The organism is Streptomyces glaucus (assembly GCF_039533365.1).
Classification (GTDB): Bacteria; Actinomycetota; Actinomycetes; order Streptomycetales; family Streptomycetaceae; genus Streptomyces; species Streptomyces glaucus.
This window is the reverse complement of sequence record NZ_BAAATK010000005.1, coordinates 84,001-101,320: the sequence shown is the minus strand read 5'-3', so window position 1 is coordinate 101,320 and position 17,320 is coordinate 84,001. Positions and strand designations below refer to the sequence as shown.

Below are 17,320 nucleotides of genomic sequence, written 5' to 3'. Positions count from 1 at the left end.
CCCCGGGACGGCGGGCCGGGCCGGGCCCGCGCGCTACGGTGAGGCGTATGCCCGACATCCCGTCCGCGCCCGTGATCCTCGGCGACGAGCCCGGGTCGTTCCCCCACAGCGTGCTGGCCGAGCGGCATCCCGCGATCATCCGTCAGGTGCGGGACGCCTTCCCCTACGGCCCCGACCAGCACCGTGCGCTCGACGCGCTGCTGGCGAGCTGCACCGAGGGCGAGATCGAACCGCTGCCCGCCGACGCGCACGACCGGGACCGCTGGGTGGCCTGGGGCATGGACGAGCACACCGGCCGGTCCTGGTTCGACGTGCCCTGGCTGTGGTCCGAGAGCTACTTCTACCGCCGGCTGCTCCAGGCCGTCGGCTACTTCACCCCCGGCCCCTGGCAGGGCATCGACCCCTTCCGCCCCTTCAAGCGCGCCGAGCTGGACGCCCCCGGGACGGACGAGGAACTGGCCGCGCTCGACGACCTCGCCGGCCGTCCCGCCGACGAACAGGACGAGGCCCTGCTGCACGGCTCCCTGTGGGGCAACCGCGCGGACCTCGGCTTCCGCCTGTCCGCCGAGGGCGCCACGGCCGCGGCCGCCGCCCCCGGACTGGTCGCCGACGACAGCGACGCCCTCCGGTCGCTCCTCGGCGCCTCCGGCACCGGCACGCTGTGCCTGGTCGCGGACAACGCCGGCCGCGAACTCGTCCCCGACCTGCTGCTCGTCGCCCACCTCCTCGCCCGGGGGCGCATCGCGCGGGCCGTCCTGCACGTCAAACCGCACCCGTACTACGTCTCCGACGCCACCACCGCCGACGTGGTCGACGCCCTGCGCCGGCTGACCGGGGCGCGGGGAGCCGCCGCCGCGTACGGGCACCGCCTGTGGGCCGCCATGGCCGACGGCCGCCTCGCCGTCCGCGCCCACCCCTTCTCCTGCGCGCCGCTGCCGTACCAGGCCATGCCGCGCGACCTGCGCGAGGAGTTCGCCGCGGCCACGGTCACCGTCGTCAAGGGCGACCTCAACTACCGCCGCCTGGTCGGCGACCGCCGTTGGCCCCCCACCACCCCCTTCGCGGCCGTCACCGCCCACTTCCCCGGCCCGGTCGCCGCGCTGCGCACCCTGAAGTCCGACGTGATCACCGGCCTCGACGCCGGTACGGAAGCCCGGCTGTCCGCCGCCGAGGGACAGCGGTGGCGGACGAGCGGCACACACGCGCTGATCCAGGTGCGGGGCTGACCGGCGGAGCCCACCCCGCCGCACCGCCCGCACCGGCGGCCGGCAGGCGCGTCGGCGGACGTTCCCGGTCCCGCCTCGATTCACGCGATGGTGTGATCGGGCCCGGCCCCGCGGATGGCGCGGGACAGCCACGGGTAGCCCCCGGCCATGACGCAGCAGCCCTTCGAACTCCCGCACTTCTACCTGCCGCACCCCGCGCGGCTGAACCCGCACGTCGAGGAGGCCCGCGCCCACTCGACGGCGTGGGCACGCGAGATGGGCATGCTGGAGGGCTCCGGTGTCTGGGAGCGGTCCGACCTCGACGCGCACGACTACGGCCTGCTCTGCGCCTACACCCACCCCGACTGCGACGGCCCCGCGCTCTCGCTCATCACCGACTGGTACGTATGGGTCTTCTTCTTCGACGACCACTTCCTGGAGAAGTACAAGCGCACCCAGGACCGCGCCGCCGGCAAGGCCCACCTGGACCGGCTGCCGCTGTTCATGCCGCTCGACCCGTCGACGCCCGTACCGGAGCCGGAGAATCCGGTCGAGGCCGGTCTCGCCGACCTGTGGGCGCGTACGGTGCCGTCGATGTCGGCCGCCTGGCGCCGCCGCTTCTCCGTCGCCACCGAGCACCTGCTCGACGAGTCCCTGTGGGAGCTGTCCAACATCAACGAGGGGCGGATCGCCAACCCCGTCGAGTACATCGAGATGCGCCGCAAGGTGGGCGGCGCGCCCTGGTCGGCCGGGCTCGTGGAGTACGCGACCGCCGAAGTGCCCGCCCGCGTCGCCGGCTCCAGGCCGCTGAGAGTGCTGACGGAGACGTTCTCCGACGCGGTGCACCTGCGCAACGACCTGTTCTCCTACCAGCGGGAGGTCCAGGAGGAGGGCGAGCTCAGCAACGGCGTGCTCGTGCTGGAGACCTTCTTCGGCTGCACCACGCAGGAGGCCGCCGACACCGTCAACGACGTCCTCACCTCCCGGCTGCACCAGTTCGAGCACACCGCGTTCACCGAAGTGCCCGCGCTGGCCCTGGAGAAGGGCCTCACCCCCGCCGAGACCGCGGCGGTCGCGGCCTACGTGAAGGGCCTGCAGGACTGGCAGTCCGGCGGCCACGAATGGCACACGCGCTCCAGCCGCTACATGAACGAGCGTGCCCGCTCCCGCACCCCCTGGCAGCTCCCCACCGGGCCCGGCACCTCGGCCGCCGACGTCGGAGCACTCCTCGCCGCGGCCGGCGCCGAGCGGCTGCGCGCCTACACCCACGTGCCGTTCCAGCGGGTCGGCCCGTCCCTCCTGCCCGAGCTCCACATGCCGTTCGAGGTGAGGCTCAGCCCTCATCTGGAGGGGGCGCGCGAGCGCATCCCCGGCTGGTGCCACCGTATGGGCCTGCTCTCCGAAGGCGTGTGGGACGAGGACAAGCTCACGGTCTACGACCTCCCCCTGGCCTCGGCCGGCATGCACCCCGAGGCGGGCCCGGAGGAGATCGACCTCATCACCCGGTGGCTGGTGTGGGGCACCTACGCCGACGACTACTACCCGGCCGTCTTCGGGCACCGCCGCGACCTGGCCGGCGCCAAGCACTACACCGAGCGCCTGGCGGCGTTCATGCCCCTGACCGGCGAGCCGGTCCCGCCGCCGGTGAACGGCCTGGAGCGGTCCCTGGCCGACCTCTGGGCGCGGACGACCGCCGCCATGACCCCGCGGCAGCGGCTCGGCGTGCGCGACTCGGTGAACGCCATGACCCACAGCTGGCTGTGGGAGCTGTCCAACCAGCTGCAGAACCGCATCCCCGACCCCGTCGACTACCTGGAGATGCGCAGAGCCACCTTCGGGGGCGACTTCCACCGGAGCCTGAGCCGCCTGGGGCACGGCCCGGCCATCCCGGACCAGGTCTACCGCAGCGGTCCGGTGCAGTCACTGGAACACTCCGCCACGGACTTCCTCATGCTCGCCAACGACCTCGTGTCGTACCAGAAGGAGATCGAGTACGAGGGGGAGTTCCACAACGGCGTCCTGGTCGTGCAGAACTTCTTCCGGTGCGACTACCCGACGGCCGCCGGCATCGTCGCCGACCTGGCCAACCAGCGGATGCGGCAGTTCGAGCACGTCCACGCGCACGAACTCCCCGTCGTCCAGCGGGACCTGGCTCTGTCCGAGCGGGAACGCGCGGCGGTGGAACGGTACGTGGAGGAACTGCGGAACTGGATCGCCGGCGTCCTCCACTGGCACCTGACCGTGGACCGTTACCGGGCGGATTTCCTGGCGCGCCGCGCCCACGGCTTCCTCCCGGACCGGCCGCCCGCCCTGCCCGTGCCCCGGCCGCCCGCGGCCGTGCCCGCGCCCGCGCCCGCGTACGGATGAGCCCGCGCGGTCACCCCGCGGAGGGCGACGTGCGCTACCCGGACGTCATGGAGTTCCGGGTCCGCCGGTGCGGGCGGCCCGACCCGTTCGAACTGCCCGAGGTGCTCTCCGGCTCCTTCCGCCGCCTCACCCACGACATCGACCACGGCCACCGCCTGATCGTCCTCACCCCGCCCGCCACCAGGGGCGCCGGCGGGCACCCGGAGATGTGGGAGATGACCGAGGTGAGGGACCCGGGCCCGGTCCGGATCCCCGCGGACGGCATCATCCAGATCACCGGGCCGGACGGCACGACCAGGACGTACCGGCGCACGGCCCGGACGTTCAACGACGCCCTCGGCTACACCATCGCCGAGGGCAGCCACGAGCAGTGGAGCTTCCTCAACCTCTCGCCGATCGTCCACCCCATGCACATCCACCTGGCCGACTTCCAGCTCCTCGGCCGCGACGCCTACGACGTGTCGGGCTTCGACCCGCGGATCGGCGGCACCCGCAGCCCGATCCGGTACGACGCCGGCACGCGGATCCCGCCGGCCCCCAACGAGCTCGGCCACAAGGACGTCTACCGGGTGCCCGGCCACCAGATGCTGCGCATCATGGGCAGGTTCGACGGCGCCCACGGCCGGTTCATGTACCACTGCCACCTGCTGGAGCACGAGGACATGGGCATGATGCGGCCCTTCGTCGTCCTGCCCCCGCAGGTGCTGAGGTTCGACCACGGCGGGGCGCACGGCGGCCACGGCGAGGGGCGCACGGGCTGATCCCGGGCCGCGCCCCGCACGGCCCGCCGCGGCCCGCACCGGTGCCCGTTCCCGGCGCACCGCGGGCCGCCCCGGCGCCGCCGGACCAGGTGCCGGGGCGGCGCGCGCCGGGCGCCCGGTCCGTCGGCCGCGCCCCGGCCGCTCCCCCCGATCGGCTCGCGCGGCCCTTTCCCGCCGGGCAGGATGCTGTCCGTAGTCCCCTCACACGCCAGGGAGGCCCGGATGACCGGCAGTACGCCCGCGCCCTTCACCGCCGACGACTACCGGGCCCGGATGGAGCGCGCCGCGCGGGCGGCCGCCGAGGCGGGGCTGGCCGGGCTCCTGGTGGCGCCCGGACCGGACCTGGTCTGGCTCACCGGGTACGCGCCGCCCGCGGTCACCGAGCGGCTCACCCTGCTGGTCCTCGCCCCCGGCCGGGACCCCGTCCTCGTCGTCCCCGCCCTGGAGGCCCCGGACGCCGAGAAGGCGGCCGGGACGGTCGTGCCCGCTCTGCGCGACTGGACCGACGGCGACGACCCCTACGCCGCCACCGCCGCACTCCTGGACGCCTCGGGACGGTACGGGATCAGCGACAACGCCTGGGCGATGCACCTGCTCGGCCTCCAGCAGGCGCTGCCGGGCACCTCGTACGCCTCCCTCACCGAGGCGCTGCCGATGCTGCGCGCGGTCAAGGACGCGTCGGAACTGGCCCTGCTGGAAGCCGCGGGCGCGGCCGCGGACGCGGCGTTCGAGGAGATCCGCAAGGTCCCCTTCGGGGGGCGCCGCGAGCGCGAGATCGCCGCCGACCTCGCCGATCTGCTGCGCCGGTTCGGCCACTCCCAGGTCGACTTCACCATCGTCGCCTCCGGCCCGAACGGCGCCGACCCGCACCACGAGGCCGGCGACCGCGTCATCGGACGCGGCGACATGGTCGTCCTGGACTTCGGCGGCCTCAGGGACGGCTACGGCTCCGACACCTCCCGCACGGTCCACGTCGGGGAACCCACCGACGAGGAGCGCCGGGTGCACGACCTCGTCCGCGAGGCCCAGGAGGCCGGCTTCCGGGCCGTGCGGCCGGGCGTCGCCTGCCAGGAGGTCGACCGGGCCGCCCGCGCGGTCATCGCCGGCGCCGGACACGGGGAGCGGTTCGTCCACCGCACCGGGCACGGCATCGGCGTCACCACGCACGAGCCGCCGTACCTGGTCGAGGGCGAGCCGCAACCGCTCGTGCCGGGCATGTGCTTCTCCGTGGAACCCGGCGTCTACCTCCCCGGCCGTTTCGGGGTACGCATCGAGGACATCGTCACGGTCACCGAGGACGGCGGCCGCCGCCTCAACAACACGACACGCGAAATGGTCATAGTGGACTGACGGGCGCCGGGAACCCGGGACGGACGGGCACCGCGACGGCCCCCCGGGCCCGGCACCGCCCGGCCCCCGCAGTCCCCGAAACCCCCGACCGACAACGGCGCGATCCATGACCCAGGCACCGACACCCACCGCGGACACCGTCCGCCGACTGGTCCGCTCCCTGCTCAAGGAAGGCCCGGGCGACGCGGACGACACCGCCTGGCCCGACGTCCGGCCCGTCGCCGCGGGGGGCGGGCACGCCACGTGGTGGGTCGGCACCCGCCATGTGCTGCGCCTCGCCCCCGGCCACGAGGCCGCCGTACGGCAGCGCCGCGAGCTGCGCCTGCGCGACCTGGTCCGCCCGCACGTCCCGGTCGCGGTGCCGGTGAGCGTGGCCCACGGGGAGTGGGCGCCCGGCATGACCTACACGCTGGACACCAAGGTGCCCGGCGGCTCGGGGGAGAGGCACGCGGTGTCGGCGCTCGGCGAGGCCGACCTGGCCGAACTGCTCACGGGGCTGCGCGCGGTGCCCGTCCGCCAGGCCGAGGCCCTCGGCGTGGAGCGGGTCGCCCCGCGCTCCCTGGAGGCGCTGCGCCGCGCCGCCGAACGCGCCGCCCGGCGGCTCGCCGAGGCCGACGAGTTCGACCCCGCCCGCCTGGCCCAGCTCACCCCGCCGGCCGCGGTCCAGCTCGCCGCCCAGCCCGGTTCGGCCGTCCTCGTCCACCACGGGCTCACCGACGAGCACCTCGTGGTCGGCGCCGACGGGCGGGTGCGCGGCGTCCTCGGCTGGGCCGACGCGGTCGTCGGGGACCCCGCCGAGGACATCGCGGGGCTCGCGCTCGCCGTGGGCGCCCCCGCCGCCGTCCGCGCCGCCACCCTGGCCGGCTACGGTGCCCGCCCCTGCCTGCGCGGCCTCTGGCTCGCCCGCTGCGACAGCGTGGTCCGCCTCGCCGACGCCCTCGCCGGCCGCGCCGCGGGCCCCCTCCCGCCGCTGCGCACCCGGCTGCGGCGCGCCTGGGAGGCGATCCTGCTCGAACGGGTGACGGAACTGCGGGAGGACGGGGAGGACGACGCCCTCTGACGCCGCCCTCCGACGACGCCCCCCGGCGCCGCCCGCGCCCCCCCCGGGGACCCCGGGGCGCCCTCACGACTGCAGCAGCACCACGCCCGACTCCCCGGGCAGCCGCAGCACCCCGTCCCCGCCCGGCGCCTCGACGGGCTCCCACGCGGCCAGCACACGCGCGGGGCGGGCGCCCAGCGGGATCGCCGCCGGCCGCGTGCCGAGGTTCACGGCGACGCGGATGTCCCCGCGCCGGAACGCGAGCCAGCGTCCCTCCTCGTCGTAGGCCACCTTGGTGTCGGCGAGGTCCGGGTCGGTGAGGTCCGGCTGCTCGGCGCGCAGGGCGATGAGCCGGCGGTACCAGGCCAGCACGCGCGCGTGGGGCTCGCGCTCCGGCTCGGACCAGTCCAGGCAGGAGCGGTCGCGGGTCGCGGGGTCCTGCGGGTCGGGCACGTCCTCCTCCTTCCAGCCGTGCGCGGCGAACTCCCGCCGCCGCCCGTGCCGTACCGCCTCCGCGAGCTCGGGGTCGGTGTGGTCGGTGAAGAACTGCCAGGGCGTGCCCGCCGCCCACTCCTCGCCCATGAACAGCATCGGCGTGAACGGGGCGGTCAGGACCAGCGTGGCCGCGCAGGCCAGCAGGCCGGGGGAGACCAGCGCCGACAGGCGGTCGCCCTGGGCGCGGTTGCCGATCTGGTCGTGGGTCTGGCTGTAGCCGAGCAGCCGGTGCGCGGCCGTGCGGGTGCGGTCCAGGGGGCGGCCGTGGTGCCGCTCCCGGAAGCTGGAGTACGTGCCGTCGTGGAAGTAGCCGCCGGTGAGCGTCTTGGCCAGGGCCGCCAGGGGGGCGCGCGCGAAGTCGGCGTAGTAGCCCTGGGACTCGCCGGTCAGCGTGGTGTGGACGGCGTGGTGGAAGTCGTCGTTCCACTGGGCGTGCACCCCGAGGCCGCCCGCCTCGCGCGGGGTGACGACCCGCGGGTCGTTCAGGTCGGACTCGGCGATCAGGAACAGCGGGCGGCCCACCTCGGCGGCGAGCGCGTCCACGGCCGCCGACAGCTCCTCCAGGAAGTGGCACGCGCGCGTGTCGGCCAGCGCGTGCACCGCGTCCAGCCGCAGTCCGTCCAGCCGGTAGTCGCGCAGCCACGCCAGCGCGCTGCCCACGAAGTACGCGCGCACCTCGTCCGAGCCGGGCGCGTCCAGGTTGACGGCGGCGCCCCAGGGGGTGTGGTGCGTCTCCGTGAAGTACGGCCCGAACTGCGGCAGGTAGTTGCCGGACGGCCCCAGGTGGTTGTGGACGACGTCCAGGACGACGCCCAGGCCGAGTTCGTGCGCCCGGTCGACGAACCGTTTCAGCGCCTCGGGGCCGCCGTACGGCTCGTGCACCGCCCACAGCGAGACCCCCTCGTACCCCCAGCCGTGCCGGCCCGGGAACGGGCACAGGGGCATCAACTCCACGTGGGTGACGCCGAGTCCGACGAGATGATCGAGCCGCTCGGCGGCCGCGTCCAGGGTGCCCTCGCGGGTGTAGGTGCCCACGTGCAGCTCGTACAGGACCGCGCCGGGCAACGGGCGTCCGGCCCACTCGGTGCGCCACGCGTACCGCCCGTGGTCGACGACCGCGCTCAGCCCGTCCGGGCCGTCCGGCTGGCGGCGCGAGCGCGGGTCCGGCAGCACGGGGCCGTCGTCCAGCGCGAAGCCGTACCGCGAGCCGTCCCGCGCCTCGGCCTCCCCCCGCCACCACCCCACCCGCTCGGGATCGCGTTCCATCGCATACGTGACGCCGTCGCACCGGAGCGTCACACGGCCGGCCTGTGGTGCCCACACCTCGAACTGCACGGACGGTTCCCCTTCGTCTGCTCACCGTGATGTAGCCCGTCCATGGTGCGTCAAACGAGATCGTTCCGCTTTCGCATCCCCGGTTTTCACCCGCCGCGTCCCGCGGCGGGCCATCGGCGCCGCCGCCGTCCGCGAGGGCGATCGGGCCGGCTCCGGCGAACGGGCGTTCCGCCCGCCGCTCCCTCCGCCGCGGAGACCTCGCGGAAGGGCCCCGGCTCTGGCCTGGGCATGACGCACGGTCGGCGCCGGTGGGCGGCCCCCGCCCCCGTCGCCGTCGGGGTGTTGACGTACCCCCGAAGTCGTGACTGACTGTGCGTACCCCGCGTACCCCGGGTGAACCGACGGCTTCGCAACGTGGAGGTGTGCCCTGCCGCCCCTCCACCGCTACCCGACCGTCGACGAGCTGGGCGCCCGGGCCGCCGCCCTGGTCGCCCGCCGTCCCCGCGACGCCCGGCTGCGCCGCGTCGGCACCTCCCGCGCGGGCATGCCCCTGTGGCTGCTGTCCGTCGGACACGGCAGCCGCCAGGCCCTCGTCGTCGCCGGACCGCACGCCAACGAGCCCGTCGGCGGCGCCACCGTCCTGCGGCTGGCCGAACGCGCGCTGGGCGATCCCCGGCTCACCGAGGACGCGGACGCCACCTGGAACCTGCTGCTGTGCCTGGACCCCGACGGCCTGCGCCACAACGAGGGCTGGCTCACGGGCCCGTACACCCTCGACCGCTACGCCCGCCACTTCTTCCGGCCCGGCTTCCTGGAGCAGCCCGAGTGGCTGCCCGACGGCGCGGCCGCGGCCACGCTGCCGGAGACCCGCGCCCTGCTCGCCCTCCAGGACGAGCTGCGGCCCTTCCTCCAGTGCTCCCTGCACGGCGTCGACGTGGGCGGCGGCTTCGCCGAGGTGACCCACGACCTGCCCGGCCTCGCCCGGCGGGTCGCGCACTCCGCGGCCCGCCTCGGCATCCCCCGCGAGCTCGGCGCGTACGACACCCTGTACTGGCCCGCCCTGGGGCCGGCCGTCTACCGGATCCCGCCGCCGCGCCGGGGCGACCTCGTGGCGGCCATCACGGAGGCCGCCGTCGAGTCCACGTGGAGCCACCCGCGCCGCTACGGCACCGTCACGGCCGTCGTCGAGGCGCCCATGTGGGGAGTGGCCGCCGTGGAGGACGGCTCACCGCCCGCGGACCGGGACGGGGCGCTGCGCGCCGTCAGCCGGACGCTGCGGCACGACACCCGGCTGCTGCGGGGCATCCTCGCCCGCGTCCGGCCCCACCTCGCCGCCGTGCCGGAGGCGGCCCGCCTGCTCGCGCCGGTCGACGACTACCTGCTGGTCTGCCCCGGCCTCGCCGACGCGTGGGACCCCGACACCGCCGCCGGCGACGGCCCGGGACACGCGCTCCCGCCGCTGAGCACCGCCCACCTGACCGCCCTGCGCATCGCCGGGCGGCGGCTGGCCCTGCGCACGGCCGGGCTGCTGCACCAGCTGGTCACGGGCGCCGGGCGCGACCCGGCCGGGGCGCTGCCGGAACTGGACCGGCTCATCGACGCGTGGTGCGCCGACTACCGCGACGGCTGCGTGGCGCGCTGGATCCCGGTCGCACGCCAGGCCGAGTACCAGACGCGCGTGGTGCTCGCCGCGTTCGAACTGGCGGCGCGGTACGCGCCCGCCCGCTCCCGTTCGGGTGAGCAGGGCTGGGGGTCCGGGGCCGCCGTGCCGATGCACCGGGAATGACGCACACCACCACGACAAGAGCGCTGCGGAGCGGCCTGCTGACGGCGGCCGCCCTCCTCGCCGCCTGCGCCACGCCGGCGTCGGCGACCGCCGGGGGCGCCCACGCGGGCACCTGGCTGCACCTCACGGTCACCCGGGGCGAGACCCCGTCCGCGGTCACGCGCGGCGCCCTGCTGCGCTGCGATCCGCCCCAGGGCCACCCCCGCGCCGCCCGGGCCTGCGCGGAGCTCGGCACGGCGAACGGCGACATCGCGGGCCTGCGGCCGCAGGACGCCCACTGCCCGATGGTCTACGCCCCGGTGACCGCCCACGCGCGCGGGCAGTGGCGGGGCCGGCCGGTCGAGTACACGGCGACCTTCCCCAACGGCTGCGTGATGGCGGCCCGGACCGGGTCGGTGTTCGCCCTGGACGGCGCGGGGCCGGGCCCGTCGCACCCGGCCTGACGGGCGTGCCGCGGACCGGTCCGCCCGGCGGGCCGGTCAGTCCGCCGTCCCCACCCGCTCCAGCAGCGCCACCGGCAGCCGCTCGAAGAGCTCCGCCAGACGCACGTGCCCGGTGAACGCGCGCTCCGGCGCCAGCGCGTCGGCCCACCGGCCCGGCGGCAGGGGCAGCCGGGTGTCCCGCCAGCCGCCCGCGCGCGCCAGCCGCAGCGACAGCCGCGTCACGGCCGTGAGCACCTCGCCCGAGCGGACGAACGCCACGCAGTGCGCCGCCGCCGGCCCCTCGGCGGTCAGCGGCGCGTACGACGCCGCGGCGCCGAAGACGTCCGGCCGCCGCGCGCGCAGCCCCAGCGCCGCCCGCGTCACCGCGCCCTTGTCCCCGGGATCGTCCGCGGGCGGGAAGCGCACGGGCCGCCGGTTGTCGGGGTCGACCAGCGCCCGGTACTCGCCCTCCGTGCCCTGGTAGAGGTCCGGCACGCCCGGCATCGTCAGGTGCACCAGGGCCGTGCCGAGCACGTTGGCCCTCAGGTGCGGCTCCAGCGCGGCGCGGAAGGCCGCCACCCGCTCGCCCGGCGCCCCGCACGGCCCCGCCGCCACGAACCGCGCCACCGCCTCCTCGTACGCCGGCTGCTGCTCGGTCCAGCTGGTGTGCGTCCCCGCCTCGCGCACGTGTTTCAGCAGGGCCTGCTGCACGCGCTCCCGGTCCGCCGGGCCGAGCCCGAACACCGTCTGCCAGGCCGCCCACGCCAGCTGCGCGTCCGGCGCGTCCGCCGCGTCGCGTTCGCCACGGGCCGCCTCGGCCAGGACGTCCGCCCAGTCCCGCGGGCACTCGGTGAGCACGGCCAGCGCCGCGCGCACGTCGGCGCTGCGCTTGGTGTCGTGCGTGGAGACGACCGTCCCGGTCACCGGCCAGTCCCGCTGCAGGCGCGCGCAGTAGGCGTGGAACTCCTCCGGGGAGACGGCCGGGGACCCCGGGTTCCCGCCCACCTCGGTCGCCGACAGCAGCGGCACGTAGCGGTAGAACGCCGTGTCCTCCACGGACTTCGCGCGCAGCGCCGACGCCGTCTGCGCGAACCGCGTCCGCAGCTCCACGTGGTCCGGCCCGTCCCCGGCCCGGCCCAGCACCAGGTCGCGTACGACGTCGACCGCCCCGGCCTCCTCGGGCACCGCGAAGGCGCGCCGGGCCTCCGCGGCGGCCTCCTCGGTGACCACGGACGCCGCGTCGACCGACGCGTACGGCCGGTAGACCTCCAGCCGGACCAGCAGCTCCCGCAGCGCGGTGCGCAGCGCCCAGGGCGCGCGGTCGCGCAGGCGGGGATCGGGCGAGGCGGCGCACAGGCGGTGCGCCACCCGGGTGAGCCGGTCGCACTCGGTGGCCAGCTCATGCGTGAGCACCTGGTACGCGGCCCGCCGCGCCGTCGCCGCCCAGTCGCCGCCCCGGTCCGCCTGCGGGGCCGCGAACCGCCGGTAGTGCCCGATCAGTTCCGCCAGGCCCGCCGGGTCCGTGAACAGGCCGTCGACGTGCCGCAGGGCGTCGTAGCCGGTGGTGCCCGCGACGGGCCAGGAGGCCGGCAGGCGCTCCCCGTCCGAGAGGATCTTCTCCACGACCGTCCAGCGGCCCCCCGTCGCCTCGTGCAGCCGCCGGAGGTAGCCGTCCGGGTCGGCGAGCCCGTCGGGGTGGTCGACCCGCAGCCCGTCGATCACCCCCTCGTGCAGCAGCCGCAGGACCGTGGCGTGCGTGGCCTCGAACACCTCCGGGTCCTCCACGCGCACCCCGATGAGCTCCGAGATGCTGAAGAAGCGCCGGTAGTTCAGCTCGGTGCGGGCCAGCCGCCACCACACCGGGCGGTACCACTGCGCGTCCAGCAGCTGCGGCAGCGGCAGGTCCTCGGTGCCCTCCCGCAGCGGGAACGCGTGGTCGTAGTAGCGCAGCACGTCGCCGTCGACCCGCAGCTCGCCGATCACCTCGCCCAGCGGCCCGCCGAGCACCGGCAGCAGCACCTGGCCGCCCTGCGCCTCCCAGTCGATGTCGAACCACCGCGCGTACGGCGACTTCGGACCCTCCCGCAGCACCTCCCACAGGGCGCGGTTGTGGCGCGGGGACATCGCCATGTGGTTGGGCACGATGTCCACCACCAGGCCGAGCCCGTGCTCCCGCGCGGTGCGCGCCAGCGCCCGCAGCCCCTCCTCGCCGCCCAGCTCCCCGCGCACGCGCGCGTGGTCCACGACGTCGTACCCGTGCGGCGAGCCCGGCACCGCCTCCAGCACGGGGGACAGGTGCAGGTGCGAGACGCCGAGCGACGCCAGATAGGGCACGGCCGCCGCGGCGGCCTCGAAGGGGAAGCCGGGCTGCAGCTGCAACCGGTACGTGGCCGTGGGCACCGCCGGATCGGGTCGCTCAGGTGTCATGACAACGTACGTACCCGCCCCGCGGCCTTTCGTGTCATCGCGCCTTCGGCCCGGGGCGGGCACGCCGCCATCCGTGTGACGCCCGCTAGACGGGCCGCTGCAGCACCGTCAGGCTCCGGTCCACCAGGGTCAGCCGGTCCCCGGCCTGCACCTTCGCCCCCGCGCCCGGCGGCACCTGGTCCGGGTGGGAGGTGTCCACGACCACCTGCCACTGCCGGCCGTGGTCGACCGGCACCACGAACTCCAGCGGCTCCGGCGAGGGGTTGAACATCAGCAGGAACGAGTCGTCGACGATGCGCTCCCCGCGCGGTCCCGGCTCCGAGATCGCGTTGCCGTTGAGGAACACGGTCAGCGCCGACGCCTGCGCCGAGGTCCAGTCCTGCTGGGTCATCTCCCGGCCCTCGGGGGTGAACCAGGCGATGTCCGACAGGTCGTCGTGGGTGCCCTCCACGGGCCGTCCGTGGAAGAAGCGCCGCCGGCGGAAGACCGGATGGTCCCTGCGCAGCCACACCATCGCGCGGGTGAACTCCAGCAGCCCGGTGTCCGCCCCGTCCCCCTCCTCCTCGGGCCATCGCACCCACGACAGCTCGTTGTCCTGGCAGTAGGCGTTGTTGTTGCCCTTCTGCGTGCGGGCGAACTCGTCGCCGTGGCTGATCATCGGCACGCCCTGGGACAGCAGCAGCGTGGCGATGAAGTTCCGCATCTGCCGCGCCCGCAGCTCCAGCACCGCCGGGTCGTCGGTCTCGCCCTCGACCCCGCAGTTCCAGGACCGGTTGTGGCTCTCGCCGTCCCGGTTGTCCTCGCCGTTGTCCTCGTTGTGCTTGTCGTTGTACGCCACCAGATCGTGCAGCGTGAAGCCGTCGTGGCAGGTCACGAAGTTGATCGAGGCCAGCGGGCGGCGCCCGTCGTCCTGGTACAGGTCGGAGGAGCCCGTCAGCCGGGACGCGAACTCCGCCAGGGTGCGCGGCTCGCCCCGCCACAGGTCCCGCACGGTGTCCCGGTACTTCCCGTTCCACTCGGTCCACAGCGGCGGGAAGTTGCCCACCTGGTAGCCGCCCTCGCCCACGTCCCAGGGCTCGGCGATCAGCTTCACCTGGGAGATCACCGGGTCCTGCTGCACCAGGTCGAAGAAGGCCGAGAGCCGGTCCACCTCGTGGAACTGCCGCGCCAGGGTCGCCGCGAGGTCGAAGCGGAAACCGTCGACGTGCATCTCGGTGACCCAGTACCGCAGCGAGTCCATGATCAGCTGGAGCACGTGCGGGGACCGCATGAGCAGGGAGTTCCCGGTCCCGGTCGTGTCCATGTAGTAGCGGGGGTCGTCCGTGAGCCGGTAGTAGCGCGGGTTGTCGATGCCCTTGAAGGACAGCGTCGGGCCCAGGTGGTTGCCCTCGGCGGTGTGGTTGTAGACCACGTCCAGGATCACCTCGATCCCGGCCTCGTGCAGCGCCTTCACCGCCGACTTGAACTCCAGGACCTGCTGGCCGCGGTCGCCCCAGGAGGCGTAGGCGTTGTGCGGGGCGAAGAAACCGATCGTGTTGTAGCCCCAGTAGTTGCTCAGGCCCATGTCGGCCAGGCGGTGGTCGTCGACGAACTGGTGCACCGGCATCAGCTCCAGCGCGGTGACCCCCAGCTTGGTCAGGTGTTCGATGATGGCGGGGTGGGCGAGCGCCGCGTAGGTGCCGCGCAGCTCCTCGGGCAGCCCCGGGTGCCGCATGGTGAGGCCCTTGACGTGGGCCTCGTAGATCACCGTGTGGTGGTACTCGGTGCGCGGGCTGCGGTCGTCGCCCCAGTCGAAGTACGGGTTGACCACGACCGAGGTCATCGTGTGCGGCGCCGAGTCCAGGTCGTTGCGCCGGTCGGGATCGTCGAAGTGGTAGCCGTAGACCTCCTCGCCCCAGCGGATCGAGCCGCTGATCGCGCGTGCGTACGGGTCGAGCAGCAGCTTCGCGGAGTTGCAGCGCAATCCGCGTTCGGGGGCGTAGGGGCCGTGCACGCGGTAGCCGTACCGCTGCCCCGGCATCACGCCCGGCACGTACGCGTGCCGTACGAACGCGTCGCTCTCCCTCAGCTCGATCGCCGTCTCCGAGCCGTCGTCGTGCAGCAGACACAGCTCTACTCGGTCCGCGGCCTCCGTGAAGACCGCGAAATTGGTGCCGGCGCCGTCGTACGTGGCACCGAGTGGGTATGCCTCTCCAGGCCAGACCTGCATGGATACGACTCTTTCAGGTGTGCGACGCGGGTGGGGACGTCTTGGCCCCGGGTCTCCCCGGAAATGAGGGGACCACCCAGGACTTACTTCCCCCTTACCGGCCGGCCAGTGCACACGGGTATGCCGAACCGGTGGGGCGGGGGCATCCCCCGGGGCGGACGGGAGCGGGCGAGGAGCGGGGAAGACGTGCGCGGGACGGTGCGCCGGCGTCCGGGCGGGGGCCGCCCCGCCCGGCCGGCGGCTCCCCGCTCCGGCGGGGACCGCGGCCCGCGACGCCTCGGCGGCGACGGCCGTCCGGAGTCCGCGGACAGGTGCCTGCGGACAGGCGGGCGGGCGGTCGGGTGGGCGGACGGGCGGGTCCGGGGAACCCCGTCGTCCGGGGCGCGCCGGTCCCCGCCGCGTCGTGCGGGACGGGGACGGGCGGCCCCCGCCGGTCCGCCGGCCGGATCTCCCGCTCCGCCCGCGGGACGCGACCGCTATGAATCCGCTCACGCCGGCCGAGCTCGCTGTGTCGAACGGACGTGCAGATCAAGGAGGTTGAGAAACTACCTGTCCATCGGGCTGCACCGCGGACCGCTCCCGGAGTACCCTTCCTTGATCGTTGGGACGGGGATGCCCGGGGGAGCGGAAGGCGGTGCGCGGGTGGGCTCGGGAGGGCTGGAGCTGCCCCCTGGTGACGACGGCCACGAGGGGAACTCCACAGACGTCCCGCCCGGCGCCGTGTCCCTGGCACGGCCGATGGACGCGGGCGCGATCGGACCGGAGCTGGACTGGGACGCCGACGCCTGGCGCGAGGTGCGCACCCGCGCCCAGCGGGCCGGCCGCGCCTACATCTGGCTGAACCTCGTCGAACAGCGGCTGCGCGCGGTCGTGGCCGCCGTCCTGCGGCCGGTGTACGAGCCCGTCCACGGCGACGACTGGGTGGTCGCGGCGGCCGGGCCCGCCGGCCAGGAGTGGGTGCAGCGGGCGGTCGCCGTACGGGAGGTCAGCCGCCGCAAGGGCTATCTGCTCGATCCGGCCGACGACAACGTCCTCAGCTTCCTCACGCTGCCGCAGCTGCGCGAGCTGATGGTGCAGCACTGGCCCTGCTTCGAGCCCTACGTCGACGAGCGCCGGGAGGTCGAACTCGCCCTCGACGAGCTGGAGGTCACCCGGAACGTGGTCTCCCGCAACCGGGCGCTGTCCGAGGCCGTCCTGGCCCAGGCCGAGCGGGCCTCGGCCCGGCTGCTGGAGATCCTCGGCGCGGGCGGCGACGTGCCCTCCGCGCGCCGGCTGCCGGTCGACGCGGTCGAGGACCTGGTCGGCGACCGGTACGCCGACGTGGTCGCCGTGCACCCCGACCGGGTGCGGCTGCTGCGTCAGTTCCCCGCCGAGGACATCTTCGGCGGAGCCCGCCGCCTGGACGCCATCGGCATCGGCCTCAACCTGCTCGTGCAGAACTTCTCCGGCCGGCGCCTGGTCCGCCTCGCCGAGTCCGGCTGCCGGGTGCGGCTGCTGTTCCTGAACCCGGCCTCCAGCGCGGTCAAGCGGCGCGAGCGCGAGCTGGGCATCAAACGCGGGGAGCTGAGCCGCGCCGTCGAGACGAACATCCTGCACATGCGCCGGGTGCGCGCCCGGCTGCGCGACCCGGGCGCCTTCGAGATCCAGGTGTTCGACGAGACGCCCCGCTTCACCGCCTACCTCGTCGACGGCGACGGCGCGGACGGCGTCGCCGTCGTGCAGTCCTACCTGCGCCGGACGCGGGGGATGGAGGCGCCGGTGTTCGTGCTGCGGAACGGGAGCAGGCTGGTCAAGTCGGGCGAGGTGGACGAAGGCGGGCTCTTCCCCACCTACCGCGAGGAGTTCGAGTCGATGTGGGCGGACTCCCGGCCGGTGTCGTGAAACGCCCGGGTGACGGGCTCCGCGAAGGGAGAAGCGGAACGCGGTCCTCTGATTGTCAGTGGCCCATGGGAAGGTGGAGGCCACTGGGGGACAGCACCACCGA

At 74.9% G+C, this 17,320-nt stretch carries 11 protein-coding genes; 8 read left to right on the top strand and 3 right to left on the bottom strand.

What is annotated here, in order from left to right:
* Positions 1-47 precede the first annotated feature (47 nt).
* From ABD363_RS05650 to ABD363_RS05630, 5 genes are all read left to right on the top strand, one after another.
* Positions 48-1,226 carry a damage-control phosphatase ARMT1 family protein gene (locus ABD363_RS05650; protein WP_344600234.1) on the top strand — a complete coding sequence of 393 codons (1,179 nt, stop codon included), beginning with the start codon at positions 48-50 and terminating at the stop codon, positions 1,224-1,226.
* 147 nt (positions 1,227-1,373) lie between these two features.
* Complete coding sequence (gene cyc2, locus ABD363_RS05645) at positions 1,374-3,572, top strand: germacradienol/geosmin synthase Cyc2 (RefSeq protein WP_344600233.1); 2,199 nt, start codon at positions 1,374-1,376, stop codon at positions 3,570-3,572.
* Positions 3,573-3,601: 29 nt separating this feature from the next.
* The gene (locus ABD363_RS05640) at positions 3,602-4,333 is read left to right on the top strand and encodes a multicopper oxidase domain-containing protein (protein WP_425577944.1); all 732 of its coding nucleotides are present in this window, start codon (positions 3,602-3,604) and stop codon (positions 4,331-4,333) included.
* A gap of 222 nt (positions 4,334-4,555) precedes the next feature.
* Positions 4,556-5,683 (top strand): aminopeptidase P family protein, encoded by a 1,128-nt coding sequence (locus ABD363_RS05635; protein WP_344600232.1) that lies wholly within the window; start codon positions 4,556-4,558, stop codon positions 5,681-5,683.
* 106 nt (positions 5,684-5,789) lie between these two features.
* Positions 5,790-6,743, top strand: coding sequence for an aminoglycoside phosphotransferase family protein (locus tag ABD363_RS05630; protein ID WP_344600231.1), 954 nt, complete (start codon positions 5,790-5,792; stop codon positions 6,741-6,743).
* 63 nt (positions 6,744-6,806) lie between these two features.
* Here ABD363_RS05630 and treZ read toward each other — a convergent pair whose 3' ends face one another.
* Positions 6,807-8,552, bottom strand: coding sequence for a malto-oligosyltrehalose trehalohydrolase (gene treZ, locus ABD363_RS05625; RefSeq protein WP_344600230.1), 1,746 nt, complete (start codon positions 8,550-8,552; stop codon positions 6,807-6,809).
* Between the two features lie 367 nt (positions 8,553-8,919).
* On the opposite strand from treZ, the gene ABD363_RS05620 reads away from it, so the two are divergent.
* Entirely contained in the window at positions 8,920-10,278 is a 1,359-nt protein-coding gene (locus ABD363_RS05620; protein ID WP_344600433.1) for a M14 family zinc carboxypeptidase, read from the top strand.
* Positions 10,275-10,721, top strand: coding sequence for an SSI family serine proteinase inhibitor (locus tag ABD363_RS05615; protein ID WP_344600229.1), 447 nt, complete (start codon positions 10,275-10,277; stop codon positions 10,719-10,721). The genes ABD363_RS05620 and ABD363_RS05615 overlap by 4 nt, the downstream gene beginning before the upstream one ends.
* A 36-nt stretch (positions 10,722-10,757) precedes the next feature.
* Here the strand turns inward: ABD363_RS05615 and treY are convergent, their stop codons facing one another.
* Both treY and glgX read right to left on the bottom strand, forming a co-directional pair.
* Complete coding sequence (gene treY, locus ABD363_RS05610) at positions 10,758-13,127, bottom strand: malto-oligosyltrehalose synthase (protein WP_344600228.1); 2,370 nt, start codon at positions 13,125-13,127, stop codon at positions 10,758-10,760.
* Positions 13,128-13,212: 85 nt separating this feature from the next.
* On the bottom strand, positions 13,213-15,336 hold the full coding sequence (gene glgX / locus ABD363_RS05605; RefSeq protein ID WP_344600227.1) for a glycogen debranching protein GlgX: 2,124 nt from the start codon (positions 15,334-15,336) through the stop codon (positions 13,213-13,215).
* Positions 15,337-15,948: 612 nt separating this feature from the next.
* Between glgX and ABD363_RS05600 the strand changes: the two genes are divergently transcribed.
* Positions 15,949-17,217, top strand: a complete 1,269-nt coding sequence (locus tag ABD363_RS05600; RefSeq protein WP_344600226.1) for an SAV2148 family HEPN domain-containing protein — start codon at positions 15,949-15,951, stop codon at positions 17,215-17,217.
* Positions 17,218-17,320 lie beyond the last annotated feature (103 nt).

Bases quoted from the DNA above. Each gene is read 5' to 3' on its own strand.
- cyc2 (WP_344600233.1), top strand. From the start codon at position 1,374: ATGACGCAGCAGCCCTTCGAACTCCCGCACTTCTACCTGCCGCACCCC.
- glgX (WP_344600227.1), bottom strand. From the start codon at position 15,336: ATGCAGGTCTGGCCTGGAGAGGCATACCCACTCGGTGCCACGTACGAC.
- ABD363_RS05635 (WP_344600232.1), top strand. From the start codon at position 4,556: ATGACCGGCAGTACGCCCGCGCCCTTCACCGCCGACGACTACCGGGCC.
- ABD363_RS05650 (WP_344600234.1), top strand. From the start codon at position 48: ATGCCCGACATCCCGTCCGCGCCCGTGATCCTCGGCGACGAGCCCGGG.
- ABD363_RS05600 (WP_344600226.1), top strand. From the start codon at position 15,949: ATGCCCGGGGGAGCGGAAGGCGGTGCGCGGGTGGGCTCGGGAGGGCTG.
- ABD363_RS05615 (WP_344600229.1), top strand. From the start codon at position 10,275: ATGACGCACACCACCACGACAAGAGCGCTGCGGAGCGGCCTGCTGACG.
- ABD363_RS05630 (WP_344600231.1), top strand. From the start codon at position 5,790: ATGACCCAGGCACCGACACCCACCGCGGACACCGTCCGCCGACTGGTC.
- treY (WP_344600228.1), bottom strand. From the start codon at position 13,127: ATGACACCTGAGCGACCCGATCCGGCGGTGCCCACGGCCACGTACCGG.